This is a genomic window from Candidatus Chromulinivoraceae bacterium (assembly GCA_035478595.1).
Lineage (GTDB): Bacteria > Patescibacteriota > Saccharimonadia > Saccharimonadales > Saccharimonadaceae > CAMLKC01.
On the sequence record DATIJL010000010.1, the window covers coordinates 80,021 to 102,159 of the forward strand.

Annotated in this window: 20 protein-coding genes; 14 read left to right on the top strand and 6 right to left on the bottom strand. The window is 46.8% G+C overall.

The window, feature by feature from the left end:
- Positions 1-133: 133 nt before the first annotated feature.
- The gene (locus tag VLG36_02580) at positions 134-460 is read right to left on the bottom strand and encodes a hypothetical protein (GenBank protein ID HSW77659.1); all 327 of its coding nucleotides are present in this window, start codon (positions 458-460) and stop codon (positions 134-136) included.
- Between the two features lie 78 nt (positions 461-538).
- Here VLG36_02580 and VLG36_02585 point away from each other — a divergent pair, with 78 nt between their 5' ends.
- On the top strand, positions 539-1,111 hold the full coding sequence (locus VLG36_02585) for a ribonuclease HII (GenBank protein ID HSW77660.1): 573 nt from the start codon (positions 539-541) through the stop codon (positions 1,109-1,111).
- Between the two features lie 110 nt (positions 1,112-1,221).
- Here the strand turns inward: VLG36_02585 and VLG36_02590 are convergent, their stop codons facing one another.
- Together VLG36_02590 and VLG36_02595 are read right to left on the bottom strand one after the other, a co-directional pair.
- Positions 1,222-3,744, bottom strand: a complete 2,523-nt coding sequence (locus VLG36_02590) for a M1 family metallopeptidase (GenBank protein HSW77661.1) — start codon at positions 3,742-3,744, stop codon at positions 1,222-1,224.
- Between the two features lie 173 nt (positions 3,745-3,917).
- Entirely contained in the window at positions 3,918-4,343 is a 426-nt protein-coding gene (locus VLG36_02595) for an Hsp20/alpha crystallin family protein (GenBank protein HSW77662.1), read from the bottom strand.
- Positions 4,344-4,608: 265 nt separating this feature from the next.
- On the opposite strand from VLG36_02595, the gene VLG36_02600 reads away from it, so the two are divergent.
- The gene (locus VLG36_02600; protein ID HSW77663.1) at positions 4,609-4,788 is read left to right on the top strand and encodes a DUF6496 domain-containing protein; all 180 of its coding nucleotides are present in this window, start codon (positions 4,609-4,611) and stop codon (positions 4,786-4,788) included.
- A 14-nt stretch (positions 4,789-4,802) separates the two neighbouring features.
- Positions 4,803-5,336: a type 1 glutamine amidotransferase domain-containing protein gene (locus tag VLG36_02605; protein HSW77664.1), complete on the top strand. Its 534-nt coding sequence runs from the start codon at positions 4,803-4,805 to the stop codon at positions 5,334-5,336.
- Here the strand turns inward: VLG36_02605 and VLG36_02610 are convergent.
- A complete protein-coding gene (locus VLG36_02610) occupies positions 5,333-6,331 on the bottom strand; it encodes a CNNM domain-containing protein (protein ID HSW77665.1) in 999 nt (332 codons plus the stop codon). The genes VLG36_02605 and VLG36_02610 overlap by 4 nt on opposite strands.
- Positions 6,332-6,460: 129 nt before the next feature.
- The gene (locus VLG36_02615; GenBank protein HSW77666.1) at positions 6,461-6,976 is read right to left on the bottom strand and encodes a hypothetical protein; all 516 of its coding nucleotides are present in this window, start codon (positions 6,974-6,976) and stop codon (positions 6,461-6,463) included.
- A gap of 130 nt (positions 6,977-7,106) precedes the next feature.
- Here VLG36_02615 and VLG36_02620 point away from each other — a divergent pair, with 130 nt between their 5' ends.
- The 8 genes from VLG36_02620 (at position 7,107) to VLG36_02655 (ending at position 15,570) form a co-directional block, all read left to right on the top strand.
- On the top strand, positions 7,107-7,451 hold the full coding sequence (locus VLG36_02620; protein HSW77667.1) for a hypothetical protein: 345 nt from the start codon (positions 7,107-7,109) through the stop codon (positions 7,449-7,451).
- A gap of 6 nt (positions 7,452-7,457) precedes the next feature.
- Positions 7,458-8,024: a DNA-3-methyladenine glycosylase gene (locus VLG36_02625; GenBank protein HSW77668.1), complete on the top strand. Its 567-nt coding sequence runs from the start codon at positions 7,458-7,460 to the stop codon at positions 8,022-8,024.
- A gap of 14 nt (positions 8,025-8,038) precedes the next feature.
- Positions 8,039-8,347: a hypothetical protein gene (locus VLG36_02630; protein ID HSW77669.1), complete on the top strand. Its 309-nt coding sequence runs from the start codon at positions 8,039-8,041 to the stop codon at positions 8,345-8,347.
- A 127-nt stretch (positions 8,348-8,474) separates the two neighbouring features.
- Positions 8,475-9,599: a transcription termination factor NusA gene (gene nusA / locus VLG36_02635; GenBank protein HSW77670.1), complete on the top strand. Its 1,125-nt coding sequence runs from the start codon at positions 8,475-8,477 to the stop codon at positions 9,597-9,599.
- 174 nt (positions 9,600-9,773) lie between these two features.
- The gene (locus VLG36_02640; protein HSW77671.1) at positions 9,774-12,269 is read left to right on the top strand and encodes an ATP-dependent Clp protease ATP-binding subunit; all 2,496 of its coding nucleotides are present in this window, start codon (positions 9,774-9,776) and stop codon (positions 12,267-12,269) included.
- Positions 12,247-13,245 carry a hypothetical protein gene (locus VLG36_02645; protein HSW77672.1) on the top strand — a complete coding sequence of 333 codons (999 nt, stop codon included), beginning with the start codon at positions 12,247-12,249 and terminating at the stop codon, positions 13,243-13,245. Before VLG36_02640 ends, VLG36_02645 begins: the two co-directional genes overlap by 23 nt.
- Positions 13,246-13,253: 8 nt before the next feature.
- The gene (gene radA, locus VLG36_02650; protein ID HSW77673.1) at positions 13,254-14,606 is read left to right on the top strand and encodes a DNA repair protein RadA; all 1,353 of its coding nucleotides are present in this window, start codon (positions 13,254-13,256) and stop codon (positions 14,604-14,606) included.
- Between the two features lie 19 nt (positions 14,607-14,625).
- Positions 14,626-15,570 carry a hypothetical protein gene (locus VLG36_02655; protein HSW77674.1) on the top strand — a complete coding sequence of 315 codons (945 nt, stop codon included), beginning with the start codon at positions 14,626-14,628 and terminating at the stop codon, positions 15,568-15,570.
- Between the two features lie 49 nt (positions 15,571-15,619).
- On the opposite strand, the gene VLG36_02660 is transcribed toward VLG36_02655, so the two are convergent.
- Entirely contained in the window at positions 15,620-18,322 is a 2,703-nt protein-coding gene (locus VLG36_02660) for a transglycosylase domain-containing protein (GenBank protein ID HSW77675.1), read from the bottom strand.
- 109 nt (positions 18,323-18,431) lie between these two features.
- Here VLG36_02660 and tyrS point away from each other — a divergent pair, with 109 nt between their 5' ends.
- The 3 genes from tyrS to VLG36_02675 are packed head-to-tail and all read left to right on the top strand — an operon-like array spanning position 18,432 to position 22,122.
- A complete protein-coding gene (tyrS, locus tag VLG36_02665) occupies positions 18,432-19,646 on the top strand; it encodes a tyrosine--tRNA ligase (GenBank protein ID HSW77676.1) in 1,215 nt (404 codons plus the stop codon).
- A gap of 47 nt (positions 19,647-19,693) precedes the next feature.
- Complete coding sequence (locus VLG36_02670) at positions 19,694-21,475, top strand: phospho-sugar mutase (protein HSW77677.1); 1,782 nt, start codon at positions 19,694-19,696, stop codon at positions 21,473-21,475.
- A 5-nt stretch (positions 21,476-21,480) separates the two neighbouring features.
- On the top strand, positions 21,481-22,122 hold the full coding sequence (locus VLG36_02675) for a hypothetical protein (protein ID HSW77678.1): 642 nt from the start codon (positions 21,481-21,483) through the stop codon (positions 22,120-22,122).
- Positions 22,123-22,139: the final 17 nt, after the last annotated feature.

The window sequence follows — 22,139 nt, forward strand, 5'->3', positions numbered from 1 at the left end:
GAAGCTCCAGCTGAAACTGAAGCGTAAAACCATTCTCTTGTTCATTAAACGCCTTGATTGCACACAAGGCGTTTTTTGATTTCTTAATTTCTAGGACTTTCTCGCCTGCCGTTTTCATAGGCAGGCGAGCGTCCTACTGACGGGATGACATAGTCTTGTCGCCTCTTGTGCGGGTGTGGAAGCTCCAGTCTGAAGAAGTTTGGAATGCAAGGAGCTCGTCACAGCGAGCAAGTGCTTTGAGCAGCTTGGAAAAATCCCCAAACCCCAACCTTTCGAGGAGTGAAGCTGTGAAGTGTGCTACCATACCCTCCTCACCGCAGTGAAAATGAGTGTAGGTGTAAATCTCTTCGTCTGCAGTAAGAATAACCTTGGTTCGAGTCACGAGCGCGCAATGGAACGTTATGTCCTTGAGTTGCGATACAGTTTCGTCGTGAAGATCACGAAGTGTCTCCCAGTCCACGAAGCACCTCCCAGTGAGTAGGACTTTGCATATAGTGTACTATTCGATTAATAATGACAAATTCTGTATACTAGCTGTATGATTGTCGGGATTGATGAGGTAGGAAGAGGTGCATGGGCTGGCCCGCTTGTTGTGGGCGCTGTTCTTCTTGCGAGTGTTCCGATTGAAGGTTTGACCGATAGTAAAAAGCTAACACGATTACAACGTGAACGGCTCAATGTCGAAATACGTCAAAAAGCAGCCGGCATTGGTCTTGGGTGGGTGAGCGCCAAACAGATTGATCGTATTGGTCTGAGCGAGGCACTTAAACTTGCTTCAAGGATGGCCGTTGCGCATATACATACGACTTATGACGAGATCATCATTGATGGTACTGTAAAATTCATTGATGATCCGCGCGTAAGAGTTATGAAAAAGGCTGATTTACTTGTGCCGAGCGTGTCCGCTGCTTCGATCGTTGCAAAGGTAGCTAGAGATAACTATATGAAACATCTTGATATGATTTTTCCAGGCTACAAATTTAGTGGTCATGTCGGTTATGGTACGGCAGCACATCGTAGCGCGATTGACCTATTGGGTGTGACGCCATTTCATAGACTGTCCTATGCGCCACTAGTTAAGTATGATACGTCAGTTATGATACGTGGATAAAGGTTGCATACGTGATGAGCCTGCAATTGGTAGTGTTTATTCCCCAACCATTCATCCCCGAGCTTTCAAGCTCGGGGATGAATGGTTCATTTGCAGCTAGTTAGTGACTTTTAAAGCTTGGCTAAGGCTTCGCGAACAGCTATAGTATCACGCTCAAGAAGAGCAACGCGACCTTCAATTTCGCTTGCTCCGATCGTAATAACTCGCGTTAAGGCCGGAATATCCTTCAGTGGGCCAAAGAATGCACGGTATTCGCTTAGTTGTTGCCTTGTCACGAGGGCACTTGCGGCAAAACGTGGGTAATCATCGTAACTCTTATCACCACCAAACGTCTTTTCGATCCATGACCAGTTGTCGCGCATCCATTGCCACGCCATCACGCGCCCATCACGGTTTCTAATAAGCCAGACGAACCAATGTCCTGCGTCTTGCGGACGAACAGTCGAAGCATCTGGAATGAGATCAAGAAGACGCTTTACTACTACTGCGTCGCGGGTAGACGTGAGACCATTGGCGATATCTTGTCTAAGATCAGATGATGCAGTAGATCGGTATTGTGTGACGAGCGTATCTATAATACGTTGGCTGTCAGTGTAGCGTACCGCGGTGCCAATAATAAGCGCACGAAGTTCGGGGTCGAGCCGGTCAATGGACACGTCAGTGTAAAGCTTTTTGGCTGTTTCTAGTACACTTGGCTCCTGTGAATAGATCATCATGCCAATGATATTGGCCCGCAGCTTTGTATCGGTCTCAGACTCTGCGTCTTTTACTTCCCAGCCAAGTCGTTCGTATTGGGCGCGGGCAATTCTACCAGCCAAAGCTCGCAGCTGATCCTCAGCTGTCTTATCGGTCTCAACAAACTTTTTAAGTTCTCCTAGGGCGAGTGAAATGATATCCCAAACGGCTTCTGTAGTTTCGTGCTGGTATGCTTCGATAAGAGGGATCAGTGTAGCACTGGAGATGATACCGCCTCGGGCTAGGAGTGTTTGTTCGTGTAGAAGTTGCAGGCGGTCGAGTGGCGCAAGCTCGCCAGTACGAACCTGTGCGATGAGCTTCGCAAGGAGTTCGTCGTCATATTTTGTGATAAAATGCGCGCTATCGCCGACGTTAAGACGTAATGTGCTAGCATCCAGGTAATCTACGGTAAGAGTTGGGGTTTCAAGCAAAGCTGGCACCTGTGGGTCCGAAGCATTCAGTGGTACTGGCCATATTTTTTGTGTGGGCTCGTGTGGTCCAATAAAGAACTGGTGTTGTGAAAGGGTAATCTTATTGTCAACCACCGTCGCCTCTATCACTGGATAGCCAGATTGTGAGATCCAGGTATTCATAAGCTTGGTAATGTCTTTGCCGCTCGCCTGTGAGAGCACTGACCATAGATCATTACCTTCGGTGTTGCTATATTTGTGAGCAGTGAAATACGCTTTCAGACCAGTCTGGAATGCTTCGTGACCGATATATTGTTGGCACATGCGGAGTAGGCGAGCGCCTTTGGCGTAGACTATAGCGCCATCAAATAGTGTGCTTATCTCATCCGGATGGTTAACCTCTACTTGAACTGGCTGCACGCCTTCAAGGCTATCTCGACGGAGGGCAAGAATACTCTCGGTTGTAGAGAAGTCTAGCCAGATGTTCCAGTCCGGATGAAGAGCGTCCACGGCGATATATTCCATAAGTGTAGCAAAACTTTCGTTGAGCCAGAGGTTGTTCCACCATTTCATAGTTACAAGATTGCCAAACCATTGGTGGCTTAGCTCATGGGCAACGACCGTTGCGATATAGTGCTTGCTGCTGATGCTTGTTGTTTCTGGATCGGCCAATAGGGCTACTTCACGATAAGTGATGAGACCCCAGTTTTCCATTGCACCCGAGCTAAAATCTGGTACAGCTACGTGGTCGGATTTTGGTAGTGGATAGGGTGTATCAAAGTATGTTTCAAAAAAGTCGATGGTTTTTACAGCGTTATCAAGTGCAAAATCAAGACTTGTGGGTTTTTGCGCAGGTGTAGCCCAAACATTTACTTCAACGCCACGCTTTGTCATGGCAGTCCTTTTGTGTAACTCGCCAGCCATCCAGGCAACTAGATACGAGCTCATCCGAGGGGTGGTATCAAAAACTGTTATTAAACGGTTGTCTTCTAACTTTTGGCTGTGAACAGGCATGTTCCCGAGTACAATTATATCTGGCTCAGTCGTAAGAGCGATGTCGTATGCCGCCTTTGCTTCTGGCTCATCAATACAGGGGAAGACTTCCCGAGCGTGATGGCTCTCGAATTGTGTCATAAGTAATTCTTTTTTAACGCCGTTATCGTCGTAGTAGCAGGGATAGAGACCGTGTAGAGCATCGGTAATGATACCATCAAATTCGAAGACGACGATATGACGGCCAGGGGCGATGTCAGCGCGTGTAACTGTTAACTCATCGTTTTCACCTAGACTATATTCAGCTTTTTTACCATCAACCAACACCGAAGTTATGGTCAGATCTTTAGCATGAACAGCAATTCCACCAGGTACGGTGCTAATGCCGTTCATTGTGATAATTCCACTAAATGTACGTTCTACTCGCTTTAGGTCGAGGCTAAGTTGATAATGTTCTGGTACGAATTTTTCTATGAGTCGAGAAACAGTCTGCATATATCTATTGTAACAAAGGTATGCAAAAGATATGAAACGAAAACTACTAGGCTACTGCACGATCAAGAGTCGTCTAGAGCGATGTATGGTTGTTCTGTTTCTTGTTCGAAACTAAAAGATGCTCCAAAAAATAAATATGGCTTCGTGGAGGCGAAGCCATAGGGCGGATGAATTTACTTTTTCTTGGTTTTGACAGTAATCTTTTTAGGTTTGGGAAGTGGCTGAAGTGGTATGGCAACCTTAAGGATACCGTCTTCTAGGTGGGCGACTATAGAGTCGCTGTCTGCTCGATCTGGTAGAGAGATACGACGATAAAAACTACTAGAGCTTTCTCGTACGACATATTTTTTGTCTTTGTCGTCCTCTTTTTCATGCTTTTCAGCCTGAATGATGAGCGAACCATTCTCTACATGTACATCAACGTCGCTTTGGTCGAAGTGCGGTAGATGCGATTCAATAACGAGTTCCTTATCATTCTTTGTATAGACGTCAGTTGTTGGTATGGTCATACTTTTGGGTGACAACCAATCATCTCCAAAGAACTGTCGCTGCAGTGCGTTAATCTCCGCAAATGGATCGAACTTTTGTATATTTGTCATATAATTCTCCTCTCCTTCTTACCCCTTTATTGTAACGCTTATGCTTATGTCCTATCAAGCAAAACTTGGTATAATAAGGATTGTGGTGTGCACCATCAAATAACCAAATAAATGCTCTTGCAGAGGAGAATATATATGGGAATGGTAGAAATTGCACTTGGACTGTCAGTAGTCGCAACGATAACCTGGCACTTCTTCACACAACAATAAATAGGATATAACTGGGCGGCCTAAAGGCCGCCCTTGTGGTAAAAAGGAGATTATTATGGCAAAATATAGTCCAAAATCACAAGAAAAAGTTAAAAAAGCAGTTGAAGAAATGAAAAAGGGCAAGCTTAAAAGCGGTACGAGTGGCAAAAAAGTAACTAGCCAAAAACAAGCTGTGGCCATCGGGCTCAGTGAAGCTCGTAAAGAGGGTGCAAAAGTGCCTAAAAAGAAATCTTAGTTCGTAGGGGGTATATGACAGATCTTACAGGCAAACGAATCGCCATTGTGGCAACGGATTATTTTGAAGAATCAGAGCTTGTTGAACCATTAACGCAGCTTCGAGACATGGGAGCCGAGGTAATCGTGGCTGCTCCGCATGATGACTTTATACAAGCTTTACGACATGTTGAAATGGGCCGTGAGGTGCCGGTCGATACGACAATCGATAAATTGGATTCATCTAAATTTGATGCGGTGGTTATCCCGGGTGGGGTAGTAAATGCGGATCATCTTCGGATAGAAAAGGCTGCACAGGAATTTGTGCAGGACATGGCTGATGCGAGTAAGCCAGTCGCCGCAATATGCCATGGAGCCTGGTTGCTAGTCTCGAGTGGGCTTGTGCGCGGTAGAACGTTGACAAGCTACCATACATTAGCTGACGACATAATCAACGCTGGCGGCAAATGGGTAGATCAAGAAGTGGCAGTTGACGGTAAATTTATTACCAGTCGTAAGCCCGACGATATTCCTGCGTTTGTTGCAGCTATTATAGATGCGTTACGCTAATCGGCGACGGGAGAGTAGCGTCTTTTGCGGCTACGATCAGTTTCGTCTTCGATCTCTTGACCTACGATCTCTTCGATAATATCTTCGATCGTAACAATGCCAACAATGCGCTCATCTTTTTCGACGGGAATGAGGTGGGTGCTGGTGGCAATAAACTTGCGAAGCATCGTATCGAGTGCGGTCTTACTGCCAACTAGACGCACAGGGTGTAGTGTCAGATCATCAACACGGTAGGTTTTTTCATCGAAGTCAACATCGACGAGCTCTTTCATGAGTAGAACGCCGTAACACTGTGATCTATCTCGATTAAAGATAGGTATACGGCTGCGTCCTGCAGCTTTTATCTCATCGATTTTAGCATCGGTCAAAATAGTATCTGGAGTGAGCCAGAACACCTTTTCGATTGGCATCATAATATCACGTACTTTTTTCTCACTTAGTTGCAAAGCCCCCCGGATAATTTCAACCTCATCTTCATCGAGTTCGCTTTCTTCGTGACCAAGATGTTCACTGATCATTATGCCAAGTTCACGGCGTGACTGTAGGTGCATAGGTTCTTTTTTAAAAAGACTATCGAGAAGCAGTTGTAGCGGCTTTGAAACCGGAAAAGTAACCGTAATCATAATATACATAGCCCAACGAAACCTAGCGGTATAAGCGAGAGCGTGGCGGTTAAAAATAGCCTGGGGCAAAATCTCACCAAAAATGACTGTTGCAAGCGTAGCAATCGCTCCTGCAAAAATACCGTATACGACACTTTCAAGTACAAGTGATGTGGCGGAAACGGCGGCAACGTTAGTAATGAGGATGGCCGCAAGGGTTAAATGAGTATTGTGACGAAGCGGCAATACATGTTTGGCGTTGAGGTTACCAAGTTTGGCTTTTCGCTGGAGATCATGAATATCAAGCGACATAAGTGCTACGTTAAGTCCAGAACAAATGGCCGAAAAGCCAATAAGGACAATGACAATTAAAACGACAAGAACTATATTCACAATGATAAATTAGAGTATGCTTTCAGAGATATTATTGTACTACAGAAGAACGCTGAATACAAGTATATTTTTACGCCGGTGTAGCGCTTCGATCTCCCGGAGGGGTCGAAGCGCTACACGCGGCTGACGTCAGGACCGGTCGGTGATAGTCCGCTCCTTCTCGCGCAGTGAGACCAACGATGCTGCCGTGTTACCGATTGCAGCGCTGACCACGCGGTCGAGTTCGCCCTGTACGCCCGAGCAGGCAGCGACGTTCGGGTCCAGCGAGGTCCGCGAGTCATTGTCGAGCTTGGTGGATACGGAGACGTACACGCCACCGGTCCAGCGACCGGGTCCTTCAGGAATCGCCTCGCCGTACTGAGCGAATGCATCATCCGAGTTCATGCGGTAGGCTGCGGCGGTATTGGCCTTGCCTACGGTGTTGACAGCGAATGCCTCGCCATCACCAACCGTACGCTCGCCCCACTGGACGAACAGGCCGTCCACGACGGTGCCGACGCGCATGTGCAGCGCATCAGGACCGTTCGGCCCAGCTGTAACTCCGGAGACGTAGAGTGCATGGAACGTGGCCTCACCGACATTAAGCGCGATCGTCGCGATCTGCGTGTCGCTGAGAACGGCGAGGTTGAGTGCCGACTCATTCATGATTTTACCCCAGGCTTGTGCGGATGGTACTCTGACGTGATTACGGTAGCAGAAAAAATATGAATGTGCAAATTGTAATAGAGCCAACTGTGCGTAGCGTTATAATTAGTAGTATAAGGAGGACGAAATTATGAATGCACGTGAATTACGAGACGAGGCAGGCAAAATGCGTACTCGGGCTAAGGCGTCAATTACTGATGCTGAGCTGACGAAAGTAACTGCTTCCGGCTATCAAGAGAGGGGTAGCGAAGATGAAGCGCGAATTCAGTATGATCGCGTGGTGCAGTTAGAAGAAGAGGCGCGTCACCTAGAGCAACAGGCACAGCAGGCCGAGGAAGAGGCACTGCAAAAAGAGCGTGAGGCGGCTAATATTGAACGACAACAAGAACAGGTGAAGCGAGATGCGCAGACGCAAATTGATGATCTTGAAAAACAAAAGAGAAATCTTAGGGGAGGCCCGATCGGGTTATTCTAGCGGCTCATGGATTTTTCTTTTCTTGAAGGATCGGCAAGCGAAGTCGCACCTTTACTACTTGGGTGTATGCTTGAGCGCCAGCTTGACGGCCAGATTGTGCGTGTGCGAATTGTCGAGACCGAAAGCTATGACCAAACAGATGCGGCTAGTCACAGCTATAAGGGCAAGACTCCTCGGACAGATGTTATGTTTGGGCCGGCTGGTCATTTGTACGTATATTTTACCTACGGCATGCATTATTGCTGTAATGTAACGGTTGGTTCGGAGGGGATTGGAGCTGCAGTGCTTATTAGGGCGGTTGAGCCCCTCAAGGGTGAGGATCTATTGTCTGTCTATAGGAGTGGAAAGCAGGGAGTAGAAATCTCAAACGGGCCAGCCAAGCTATGCAAGGCGCTTGCAATCAATAAAGCAATGAATGGCCATAATCTTCGGCAGGCTCCACTAAAGCTTGTTTCTCAGCCACCGCTCTTAGAAGACCAGCTTATAACGACAACACGTATTGGCGTTAGCCAAGCAAAAGATAAGCCGTGGCGGTTTTATATTAAGGACAATCCCTATGTGTCTCGTTGCTAAAATTACAACGAAGTGTGATTGACGTCACAGACAAGCAAGAGTATCATCATTTCTTAGCACCACGTCAAGTGACTGCCGCGAGCGGTAGTCTCGACCCTTGTGACACGGAGGCCGACAGCCATGTCTCACCCCACGCCCGAGAGCCAGAGCCAACCCCCAGTTCCGTCCCAGCCTCCGGCCAGCCAGTCGGAGCGTCCTTCGCTGTCACGGGGAATACAGCGCAGAGAAGCGCTGTACACCCAGGCGGACGCTCAGCGTGCACTGGGCTTTCGCGGCCGCATGATCTGATTATTCAGGTGTCGCGCCGCCGTCACTCCCTCTAGCTACTAGCTGAAGGGAGTGACGGCTGCGCATAGAATTTGCTTGCAATACAATAAATCTCGCGTATACTATAGATAGTACATTCCGGCCATCAGGTCGGATTTTTTGCTAAAAAGGAAGGAAACAATTATGGATGATATTAACATTAAACAACTGACGCTTTCTGTACGTACGATCGCTGAAGAGAAGAACCTGCCAGAGGAGACAGTTCTTTCTGTCATTGAGCAAGCAATTGCGGCAGCATGGCGTCGTGATAATGGCGAACGTGACCAGGATGTCCGTGCTGAGCTGAACATCAACGATGGTACGGCTATGGTCTACGTAGCACGTGAAGTTGTTGAAGAAGTTGGCTCCGATGCAGTCGAGATTAGCCTTGAGGATGCTCGTAAGGTTAAGAAAGATGCTGAGATTGGCGATACTATCGAAGAAAAGTACGAGGTAAAGAGCTTTGGCCGTGTGGCAGCCCAGACCGCAAAGCAGGTCGTGCTGCAGCGTCTACGTGAAGCAGAGCGCGAAGTTGTACTTGAAGAGTATGAAGATAAGATCGGTACGGTTGTAACCGGTATCGTACAACGCGTTGAGCCACGCGTAGTGCGCGTCGAGCTCGGCAAGGCTACGGGTATTATTCCTCAGGGTGAGCAAATCCAGGGAGAATACTATGGTATCGGCGCACGTGTAAAAGTCTTTATTAAAGATATCGAGCGCGATAACCGTGGACCACAGCTTATCTTGAGCCGTGCTAACGAAGCCTTCATCGAATACCTTTTCCGTCAAGAAGTTCCTGAAATGGAAGCTGGTGCCGTAGATATTAAGGCAATTGCGCGCGAAGCTGGTCGTCGTACCAAGCTCGCTGTTCACAGTAACGTTCCAGGCGTCGACCCGGTCGGTACATTTGTAGGCGGTCATGGTACGCGTGTCCAGGCTGTTATGAACGAGATCGGTGACCAAGAAAAGATCGATATCATCACTTTTGATGAGAAGCCCGAGCAGTTTATACGAAATGCACTAAGCCCAGCCGAAGTTGTTAAGGTGGAGGTCGATGAGACTGCGAAACGCGCTAAGGTATTTGTAAACGAAGACCAGCAGTCAATTGCCATTGGTCGTGGTGGTCAGAATGTCCGTCTTGCGAGTCGTCTTACTGGCTATGAACTTGACATCGAGACGGCTCAAGCGCCAAAACCAGCTGAGCCAAAACCTCGTAAAAATATCGAGGATAGTCTCTTGAACGCTGTTGAAGAGTCTGCTGAAGAGTAGGTTTTACACTTTAGAAATAGCCGCTGATAAAGCGGCTATTTTTGTATTGAAAATAAATTAGCACTCTATTGACCTGAGTGCTAATTTTGTCATATACTAGATAAAGTAAAGGCGAGCACGATATTGGCAGATAAAACGCTTGCGCTCGTCACAGGGAGGATTGATAATAGAATTATGGCAGATGATTTCGCCGAGTTCGTATCGCATTTAACCGATAACGCCCGGACTAGTCTGCAGCATGCAGACGCAATAGCTCGTGGGTACGGTAGTGCTTATATTGGCACAGAGCATCTTTTACTTGGTGTACTTGCCCAAGGTTCGTCAGTAGGTGCTAAGGTTCTTGCCGATGCTGGCGTGACGCTAGATAGAGCGGAGCTTGCACTTAATTTAACTCCACGCACCCTTGTTGTAAGCACGGGCGCAAAAGGTTTGTCTGAAACAGCTAAGCTCACTTTAAAGATGAGCTGGGAGATTGCACAGGAGTTCCATCAAGATTACTTAGGAACCGAACATATCTTGTATAGCATTTTGACGCAAAAGAATGCCCGGGCAACCGTGTTGCTCCGTGACATGAGTGTCGATGTTGCCGAGATTACAAGTGAACTTGAAGAGTTTTTTGATCGTCAGAACGGTGCGTATGAGAGTGAAGGTGAGCAAGAGGCGACGGCACGCTCTAAAAAACAACACGCGAGCCGACACGGAGCGCTTGAGACATTCGGCACTGATCTCACAGTAAGGGCAAGACGAGGTGAGCTTGATCCAGTGATTGGTCGTGGTGAGCAAGAAGATCGTATGATTACTATTCTGAGCCGGCGTACTAAAAATAATCCGGTGCTGATCGGCGAGCCTGGTGTCGGTAAAACGGCAATTGTTGAGGGTCTTGCACAGCGTATCGCTCGTGAGGAAGTACCAGATCATCTTCTCGACAAAAAAGTAGTTCAGCTGGACCTTGCAGCTATGATCGCTGGCACAAAATATAGAGGTGAGTTTGAAGAGCGACTTAAAAAAGTAGTCGAGGAGTTGCGCGAGCAAAAGAATGTTATTGTCTTTATCGATGAGTTGCACTTATTGGTTGGCGCCGGGGCTGCTGAAGGTGCACTTGACGCTGCCAACATGTTGAAGCCAGCGCTAGCGCGTGGAGAATTACATCTGATTGGCGCGACAACGCTCGATGAGTATCGTAAACATATTGAAAAAGATACCGCACTTGAGCGCAGGTTTCAAACCATTGTTGTACCAGAACCAACACTCAAAGATACAGTCGCTATTCTTAAGGGACTTCGTACATACTACGAAAAGTATCACAACGTTTCGTTGACGGATGAAATTATAGAGGACTCAGTTTATATGGCCGATCGCTATGTAAGTGAACGCTATATGCCTGATAAGGCGATAGATGTTATCGACGAGGCAGCGGCACGTGTGCGAGTAAAAGCTAGTGGCAAACCGAGCAAGCTTCGTGATTTTACACGCCAGCTGAAAAACCTCAATGAAAAAATGGAAGAAGCAGTCGCAGGTGAAGATTATGAGCGGGCTGCCCTCTACAAAACGCGTATTAGTCAAATCACTTCAAAAATTGACGAAACGAAGGCGGACTATGAGAGTAAAACGCCCGTCGCGTTAACCGATGATGACATCGCCCGTGCCATCGCAACGATGACAGGTATTCCAGCAGAGCGTGTTCAGAAGTCGGAGGCTCGTTTGTTGCGCCGGCTCGAAAAACATCTTGGTAAGTTCATTATTGGTCAGGAAGAAGCAGTCGCAAAGGTTGCTCGCGCCATTCGGCGCAGTCGAAGTGGTGTGGCGAGCTCTAAGAGGCCGATTGGTTCTTTCGTCTTTATGGGACCAACAGGAGTGGGCAAGACTGAGCTTGCGCGCATTCTCGCTCGTGAGGTTTTTGGAAGTGACAATGCCCTGGTAAAGATTGATATGAGCGAATTTGGTGAGCGTCATAACACAAGTCGTTTACTTGGTGCACCTGCTGGCTATGTCGGATATGAAGACGGCGGCAAGCTGACAGACAAGATCCGTCGCCAGCCGTATAGCGTCGTGCTGTTCGATGAGATTGAAAAAGCTCATCCAGAAGTGTTCCAGCTACTTTTACAGTTACTTGAGGATGGAAAATTAACTGACGCAAAAGGTCACGTTGTTGACTTTACTAATACAATTGTCATCTTGACGAGCAACCTTGGTGCTGAAAGTATGATGAAAGAATCGAGTCTTGGATTCCATGCTAGTACTAAATCAGACAAGGAGCAGCTAGACGTCGTTCACGAAGAAAACGCTTCGGTCGCTGAAGAGGCACTCTCGCGTATGATGCGCCCAGAGTTGATTAACCGGTTTGACGCTATCGTGACATTTAGAGCTCTCACTTCCAAAGAAATTGGTAAGATCTTTGATAATCTCATTTATGAACTCGGTGAACGACTAGTTCGTAAGGGAATCCAATTGGTTGTAAAGCCAACCGCAAAACGTTTTCTGATTGAGAAGGGCTACAGTGAAAAGTTCGGTGCACGGCCGCTCCGCAGGGCCATTCAAGATGAACTCGAACATCAAATTGCAGATGGTATCTTAAGCGGCGAATATGAAAAAGGAAGCGTATTGGAGATTAGCGCGAGGAAGGGTACGATAGTAATTGATGCCCAACATGAAACAACAAGGACACTCTAGTTACGGCGCTCTCTTAGGGATTCTGGCGACGGTAGTTTCGGTTGTGGCTGCCTTACTGCTTCTTGTTAACCGTCAAGTTGTGCTTGACCAAGTGAGCGTGTGGCAATATCAACCAAGCAGCGAGATTGCTCAATTAGCGGATAGTTCAGGCATGAGCAATACGGGCAAGTTCTATTTTTATGCAAGTCATCCGGCCGTCCAGGCGGCTCAGGATTTCAATAAAAATTGCAGTAAGCAGGAGACGAGCACGGCTATTTTGGGATGTTATAATGGTCAAAATATTTACATCTATAACGTGACAGATACGAGATTGAATGGAATCAAAGAAACGACCGCGGCTCACGAAATGCTGCATGCTGCCTACGCGCGTTTAAGCGATGGTGAAAAACAGTCTGTAGATACCATGCTTGAGTCTGAATACAACAAGCTAAAGGATAATAAAGATTTTGCTGAACGAATGTCTTTTTATGCACGAACCGAACCGGGCCAGCGTGACAATGAGCTACACTCTGTAATTGGTACAGAAGTGGGTTCGCTGAGTCCGGATCTTGAACATTACTACAGCAAATACTTCACAGATCGATCAAAAGTTGTAGCTGAACATGACCAGTATGCGAGTGTGTTTACTCAGCTGCAGACTCAAAGTGATACGCTTTCGGCGCAGCTCACGCAGCTTGGCAATACGATTCAGCAGCAAACACAAGATTACAACGCGGCGGTTACGATACTTAATAATGATATCGCAGCCTTTAATCAGCAGGCGAACAGTGGTGGATTTTCGAGTAAAGCTACGTTCGACAGTCAACGTGCTTCGCTTGTAGACAGGGCAGACAGTCTTGACAGCAAACGTCAGCAAATAAATGCCGAAATTTCGCAGTATAATACGTTGCGTGATCAACTTGCCAACGTTGCAAGCCAATCTGAGGCACTTAATCAGAGCATAAACAGTAGCCTCGCGCCTGCTCCTAGTTTATAATCAGAGTAATGGTTAAATCTCGAACACAATTTGTGTGCCAAAATTGTGGTGCTGTCTATCCAAAATGGTCGGGACGCTGTGAAAACTGTGGTGAATGGAATACGCTAGTTGAACAGGCGGCCCCTTCGATCGGTAAATCGGTTGTTGCCAAGAGCGCACATAGCGGTCATACTCTTATTCCTCAAACAATGCAGTCTATCACGATGGAATCAGCCGTTCACCGCATGTCAACGGGCTATGATGATCTGGATGTTGTTCTAGGTGGTGGTATCCTACCAGGTGGGGTTATGCTCATGGCTGGTCAGCCGGGTATCGGAAAGAGCACACTGCTACTGCAGGTGGCGAGCAATGTAGCAAAAAGTAGTCCCGTGCTCTATGCTAGCGGTGAGGAATCGGCCTCGCAGGTTAAACTACGTGCAGAGAGACTAGGCGCCTCCTCCAGTGAGCAGCTACACTTTGTTGCCAGTACGAGTGCTGATGATATTGCCGCAACTATTCGATCGGGCGCGTACAAACTTGTTATTATCGACTCGATCCAAACCCTCAGCCTTGAGGAAATTACGTCAGCGCCAGGAACGGTAAGTCAAATCACTAATAGTAGTAATGTGCTTATTCGGGCGGCAAAAGAGTCTGGTGCCGCAGTGGTGCTCGTAGGGCATGTTACAAAAGAGGGAAGTATAGCTGGTCCAAAAGTACTAGAGCATCTTGTGGACGTTGTCTTGCAGTTCGAGGGTGACCGCTACGGTGGTTTTAAGGTAGTGCGGGCAGCTAAGAATAGGTATGGGTCTACAAACGAGGCGGCTATCTTTGAAATGTACGAACAAGGCCTAAGAATCGTTGAGAATCCGTCCGCTGCCTTGCTAGCGGAACGCCAAAATGCAGATGGATCAGTAGTCATGGCAACGCTTGAGGGTACGCGGCCGCTCCTCGTCGAAATACAGGCGCTTGTCAATCCAACAAGTTTCGGGTATCCTAAGCGTACAGCCTCGGGGTTTGATCTTAACCGGCTTAATCTGCTTATTGCCGTGCTTGAGCGGCGCACAAAACTGAATTTATCTGATAAAGACATTTACATTAATGTTGTGGGTGGATTAAAGTTAAACGACCCCGCTGCTGATCTGGCTATCTGTATGGCAATTGCCAGTGCGGCTGCTGGAAAAAGACTGGACGACAGCATTGTCGTATTTGGCGAAGTCGGTCTAGGCGGCGAAATTCGTAGTGTACACAGCAATGACCGTCGGGTGGCTGAAGCAAAAAAGCTTGGTTTTACTCAAGCAATTGCTCCTAAAACAGGAGCGAAGAACTCATTTATCAAGGGTGTCGGCGATCTTCGCCAGGCGCTCATAGACTACCTGCAGTAAGCAGGAGAAAGAAAAACATATGGATACACTCCAAACGATTATTACCGTTGTACTATTAGCGGTTTTAACAGAAGTAACTTATTTAGTGGTTAAATTGCCACGTCAAGCTAATCGACGCTCTGGTCGCATAATATACGTAGATACGTCAGTCCTTATCGATGGTCGCATTGTGGCCGTTGCAAAATCAGGATTTATTGGTGAGGAACTAGTAATTCCTCGCAGCGTTATTGGTGAGCTACAGTTCTTGGCAGATAATGCTGATCACGACAAGCGCATGCGTGCTCGTTTTGGCCTCGATGTTGTTACGGAATTACAAAATATTCCTCAAGTTGACGTCTCTATTTTACAAGATGGAAGCAAGGCGGAAGAAGGAGTTGATGAGCGACTCTTGAAACTGGCTAAGAAGAATGGTGGTGCAATTTGTACCATTGATTACAACCTTAATAAAGTTGCTGTTGTCGAGGGTATTGCGGTGCTAAACGTAAACGAACTGGCGCAAAGTCTTCGCATGGCACACCTTCCAGGCGAACGAATTCATTTAGATATTGTTCAAAAAGGTCAAGACTCACATCAGGGTGTCGGCTATCTTGGTGATGGTACGATGGTCGTCGTAGAACACGCCAACAAATACATTGGCAAAAACGTTGAGATAGAATTTATTCGCAGTCTTCAAACGGCTGCTGGTAAGATGATGTTTGCACGTCTAGTCGAGCAGCGTGATCTTAATCCACCCGCATTTAATAAACCAGCTGGTAAAAAGCCTGTTCCAAAGCCACAGCCTCAGGTTGAGGAGCCTAAAAAGGAGAACCGTCCTAAGGTCCAGCAACAGCCACGACCGTATCGTCAGCCACAGCAAACTAAACCTGTGCAGCAACAAACACAGCCGCCACGTAAGCAAAAACCACGTCGTCAGCAAGACCGCGAAGCTAGCTTGCTTGATCTCGTTGATAAACAAAATCAATAACAAGCCAGCTCATATAAAAACCACCTCGTTGATGAGGTGGTTTTTATCTTTATGGAAGCAATCGTTTCCAATTATGACCGGGATTTGCTGAGCTAGTTATTCCTGATGGAGTATAGCTTTGTGTACCAGTGCTTGTATAGAAGCCTGCATCTGTAAGATCGGCACTAATTGTCTGCGTGCTGTTTGAGGTAAAGGTGTAATCGGCAGTGTAGGTACCACTCGAGCTAATAGTTTGGTTAGATACGATTGTATCGCCAACTTTTATGAGGAGTGTTTGAAGAGGGAACGTTCCCTGTACAACGCTAACGCTGATCTTGTAGGTGTTGCCGCTTTCAGGAGTGATGGCAATCGTACCTACGTTTGGTTTGGCGTCATCACATTTATGTACGTCATCATCCTTTGTCGAGTCGTAACCATCAGGTGCAATGTAACTGTCCTGTTTAGTAATCGGATCAGTAAACTTCTGAACGTCTACATCGATCTTGGCGCCATCGGGTGTACAGCTTGTAGCCTTCTTTTTTGATACTTTGTCAAAGCTCAGCTTGGCGTTTGTCTTGCCTTGATCTTTGTTATACCACGATGGGTAAAGCTCGCCATTGATAGTTTGGATGCCTGCAGGACGTGTAATCCAGTCATTCGGTTTCCAAAGACCCTGAGGTTGGTAGATGTCCTGGTGTACATAACGCATGACCGCGTCGATGATTGGTCCTGGCATTGTAGAGTTACCATTGGTAAGTGGGGTCGAATCTTCGTTTCCAAGCCACACGCCCATAGACACAACAGGACTGTAGGTCATCATCCAGACATCTTTTGGCCTATCGCCGATGTTTGAAGTACCTGTTTTTGTTGCGGTCTTGATGCCAGTGTTACCATAGCTCAGGCCGGTTGTGATGCTGCCGAAGAGCGCCCTGCGTGCGTTAGGATCTGTGAGGATATCGCTAACGAGGTAGGCTGCCTGTGGGTCGATAACTTGTTTGCTAGAATCTTGGTATTGGTCAATCACGCTACCTTGGCTGTCGGTGACCTTGAGAATGGTTGACCATGGCTTATAGACACCGCCACGGGCTAAAGAAGCGAAAGCGTTAACGTGGTCTACTTGGCGTGTACCACATCCACCAATAGCGGCTGATAGCCCGGCTTGAGTTTCTTGTCCTTGTGTACAGTAATAGGCGTCACCCATATTGCGGATTGTTTGAAGCGTCGGCTGCTCACCAGCAATATACATAGCTTTAACCGCTGGGACGTTACGAGATTGCGCAAGACTGTCACGGATGGAGACATTCCCAAGGAACTTGTTATCATCGTTGTGGAGTGGTGCGCCATAGAGGTTGTCAATGTTAACGTCGCTTAAGATGCTTCCGGTTCCATAGTTTTGCTGACCGGCAGGTTGCTGTGAAAAGAGCTGTGAGTAGACGAGCGGCTTAACACTGGATCCTGGCTGTAGGAATGACATAGCGGCATTGTTCTGACCAAAGCCTGGATAATTATAGTCACGGCTACCGTCTAGTGCGAGAATCTGGCCCGTAGCATTATCTTCGACCGTACCTGCACCATCGTTAAAGCCACCATACTTTGGAGTTATGTAGCCATATTTATTGTTAAACATGTTCGTCATAGATTCTTCAAGCTTGCTCTGAATACGGATATCGAGAGTGGTCGTGATAGTAAGCCCGCCACGTCCAACTGTAGCTTTACCGAGTTTCTGCTCGAGTTCGGACTTTACCATTTGTACAAAGTGAGGAGCTTTAATGTCTTTGTACTGATCAGACTCAGGAACGATAGTATCAAGTACTGGGGATTTCTTTGCCTCGTCGGCTTGTGCTTGGGTAATGTAACCCTGTTCAGCCATACTATCGAGTACTTTGTGCTGGCGCTCAATGAGGGCGCTGTGTCCATCGACGTTGTACGGGTCATAGACACTTGGGTTGTTAGGAATAGCTGCGAGAAGAGATGCTTCAGGGAGAGTTAGGTCCTTGGCGTGTTTGCCAAAGTATGTTTCTGCAGCGGATTCTACACCGTTACGACGGCCTCCATATGGCGATTCGTTAAGGTAGAGGTTAAGGATTTGGTCTTTGTCGTACATCCGCTCAACTTCGATAGCAAGAATAGCTTCTTTGATCTTTCGAGGAATGCCACTTAGTCCACGATCAGAAGCCTGATCTGCAAAGAATACCTGTTTAACCAACTGTTGCGTAAGCGTTGATCCACCTTGCACACTTCCGCCGCCGACGTCAGATAGAGCTGCGCGGATAGTTCCACTGACACTAATGCCGCCGTGTTTGTAGAAATCTTTATCTTCAATGGCGACGGTTGCTTGTTTCATGTAATTGTTGATTTGATCGCCATTTACAACCAGAGTATAGTTGCTGTCGCCTTTATCTTCCCATAATAGGTTGCCATTACGGTCGAGGTATTTAGTGACAGTAGTCTGGACGCGTTTTGCAAGTTCGCCCGGACGAATACTGTCGAGATCTTTACGGAAATAAGCAAAAAGTGCCCCAACACTGAGGACGGTAAGCAGAACGGCAACTCCAAGAATCTTAAGCGCCATAATGCCACCTTTTTTACTAAACCAATAGCCAGCTACGCGCTTAGGATGAAGGCGATAAAGAAGTCGCTTTAGGGGGTGTTTTGGTAGGCTAGCAAGATACTCGGCCTTTTTTCGTGCCGCTGCATCCTTTTTGGTTCTCCGTTTGTGAGCCAGATTGGAGTATAGACTCACGCTGCGTGATTTGTTCGGTCTTTTGGTCACGTCAAATTTTTCCCATAAGCAATATTACCATTTATTATAGCACTAATTTTTGGCTGCCAAGGCATAATTTCTGGTATACTGACTAGAGTTAAACAGATAAGGAGATAGGATGAAACTTTCCGAAGAACTGCAGTGGCGGGGTTTTATAAACCAAACCACATATGGGGATATTACCGAGCTTGACGGGGCGCCTATCTCTTTCTATTGGGGTGTTGATCCAAGCGCGGATAGTATGACGATCGGTAACTTTGCCGCTGCCATGATGGTTCGACATTTTATTGACCATGGCCATAAAGCATTTCTGCTTGTAGGTGGGGCGACCGGAATGATCGGTGACCCGGATGGGAAAAAAGATGAGCGTAATCTTAAGACACTCGATGAAATTGCTAAAAACAAGGCGGGCATCGCTGCTCAGTACAAAACTGCATTTGCTGGCCAAGAGTTTACGATTGTCGATAATTACGACTGGTTTAAAAACATAAACTACCTGGATTTTCTGCGTGATATCGGCAAGCATGTGCCAATGAGTCAAATGCTTGGCCGTGATTTTGTACAGTCACGCCTCGGAACGGACGGTAGTGGCATTAGTTATGCTGAGTTTAGCTACTCACTTATTCAGGGGTATGATTTTCTGCATCTGTACCGTGAGCATGGCGTAACACTACAGGTGTGTGGTGCTGATCAGTGGGGTAACTCTGTTGCGGGTGTTGATCTTATCCGTCGTATTGAAGGCGCTGAATCACATGTATATTCAACGCCTCTTGTAATTAATAAAGCGACGGGCGTGAAGTTTGGTAAGTCTGAGGGTGGAGCAGTTTGGCTTGATCCTACAAAGACGAGTGTTTACAAGTTCTATCAGTTCTGGCTAAATGTCGATGATGAGGGCGTAGTTGATTACATAAAGATCTTTACATTACTTACAAAAGAAGAAGTCGAAGCATTGGCCACTAAGCAAAAAGAGAATCCGAGCGCCCGTGAAGCTCAAAAAACACTTGCCAAGGAGGTGACGATACTAGTCCATGGTAAGGGTCGGTACGAATCTGTAGAACGCGTGACTGAAGTTCTATTTGATAGTAAAGACATCAATGAACTGAATGACATTGATCTGGAAGCACTCGCTCAAGAAATACCTGCCGTAGCTGGTAACAAATCTGTTATTGAAGTGCTGGTGGAGGCTGGGATTGCTGCAAGTAATGGCGAAGCTCGTCGCTTAATTTCGGGCGCTGCTATATCCGTTAATGGCAAGAAAATTATCGAGGATACACAACTTACCAATCTCGCGCTTGTCAAAAAAGGCAAGAACAGCTTCGTTTTGGTTCGCTAGCAAATTTGTTATAATGAAGACTCGAATCTAACCTAAAAGGAGGGTATATGCCGTATACCGAGACTTTGCGAAAAAACCTCTCAGAAGAGGCTGTAAAAAACGTGACAGCTTGGCTGGAAGAGTCTAAATATGAAGAATACCGCAATGAGCTTGTGGAGCTCATCGAGGCCGAACAATGGAAGGCTCTCGAAGATGCTTTTTTCAAAGTTATTGAGTTTGGAACGGGCGGACGACGCGGTACGACCGGTATCGGTTCTAATAGAATTAATCGTGTTACGATTGGCGAGTCTGCACAGGCCTTATGTATTTATGCTCGTTCGTTTGATGAGGAGGCGGCCGAAAAGGGCATCGTTATTGCTTGTGATACGCGGCTAAGCTCACCTGAGCTTAGTAAATATACTGCGCAGGTGTGTGCCGCAAATGGATTTAGGACATATCTTTTTGATGATTTTCGCTCTACTCCTGAATTGAGTTTTGCGGTTCGTCATCTTAAGGCGGCAGCTGGTATTGTTATTAGCGCTAGCCATAACCCACCACTCGATAATGGCTTTAAGGCCTATTGGGCTGATGGTGGTCAATTAGTTACTCCACATGATAAGGGAGTTCTAGCGGTTGCCGAGGAAATAACGGAAATTCATGCTGTTGACTTTGACGAAGCAGTAAATGAAGGCAAAATTATCATTATTGGTAAAGAGGTTGACAGTATTTACGTGCAAGCTGTGGTCGACCAGGCTGAGGGTATCGAGCGTGACGTGAAAATCGTTTATTCACCCTTGCACGGCGCTGGCCAAACTAACACACTTCCTGTATTACGTGCGGCTGGATTTAAGAATATATCTGTTGTTGAAGACCAGATGGTCCCAGACGGTAATTTTCCTACTATCGAAAATGGAAAGCCAAACCCAGAGGAAAAAACGGCGAACGAACGTGCCGTTGCTCAGATGCTCGCTGAGAATGCTGATATTGCCATAACAAATGATCCAGATGCGGATCGTATAGGTGTTATGGTCCGGAATAATGATGAAGCGATCTATCTTAATGGTAACCAGTCGGCTGTTCTTGCTGCAGACTATGCTCTTGGGAAGCTTCAAGAGCGAGGTGAACTAACCCCAAGGCATTACATCGCAAAAACAATAGTCACTACTGATATGCTAACGGCTTTGGCGCATCATTATAATGTGACGATGTATACAAATATGCTTATTGGTTTTAAATACATTGGCGAACTGATCCTTAAAAAAGAAAAGACAGATGAAATTTTCGTCATTGGTGGCGAGGAGAGTTATGGTCTTCTGAAGGGCGATTATGCCCGCGATAAGGACGGTGCCGTCGGAGCTCTTCCGCTTGCTGAATACGCCGCTGAACTTAAAAAGAAGGGTATGACGCTCTATGATCGTATGCTCGACTTGTACGTCGACTATGGTGTATATATGGAACGTTTGGCCAGTGCATACTTCTTAGGTGCTAGCGGTTTTGAGACAATGCAGTCGGTAATGGCTGAACTTAGGTCTCAGCCTCCAAAAATGTTAAGTCATCACGAAATTACAGCTATTCAAGATTATAAAACACTAGAACGCAAGGACCTTAAGACGGGAAAGACGACAAAAATCGATTGCCTCTCAGGTAATGTTGTTGTTCTGGAATTAAACGGTGACGCACGTTGTAGGGTAACCATCCGCCCTAGCGGTACAGAGCCTAAGTTGAAGTTCTATGTTCAGTGGTGGGAAGAGGCAAGTTCTCGTCAGAATATGCGCAATCAATGCGATGCGTTGAGCGAGAGGCTTGAGATGCTTTCCAAGACGCTAGAGGGTATGCTGCTCGATAATTAATTCCAATGAGCGAACTCTATACCATCTTCTCTGAGAGTGCATTGCTTCTCGAAAAAGCCTTGCACGAAAAGGAAAATCATAAGTATGATGTAGATTTGCAGCTCCAAGGATCAGTATGTGGACTGGCTACGGCTGCGCTGCAACTCTATATGCGTGAGATGCACGATATGGATCTTGACCGTCGAATCGCGACTCCTAGAAAGGCGCCATGTGGTCTCAACTCACGTGCTCTCCAGCACGTGAGTTTGTTCCAAGGTGGGCAGATGATTGACCCTTCTTATAGACAATTTTTTACTTATGTAGGATTAAGTCAGGATGCAGCTAAAGCACAGCCTGCCTTAAAGGAGCTGTTTCCTTCCGATAAGATAGCAGTGATCAGAGCGGATAAGGCTGGGTCGTTTGCTGATAGGATGGCGGTACATATGCATACAATCGAATCGGAAGTAGCGCGTCGTCGTCCTGTTGGTCTATCTTCCTATCCTCCTGAAAACAGCCTCGTAGGTACGACTTTAGGAGAAAAAGAAGAAGTACTTCGTGATATTTGGAATCCGACAAGCTATAGCACACCATTTCCGTTAGAAGACCAGTCGAGCTCGTTCAGACAGCGCGCGCTACAACTTGCAGTACGAATGCATGAACTAGAATAGGCTAGGTTGAACGGAGA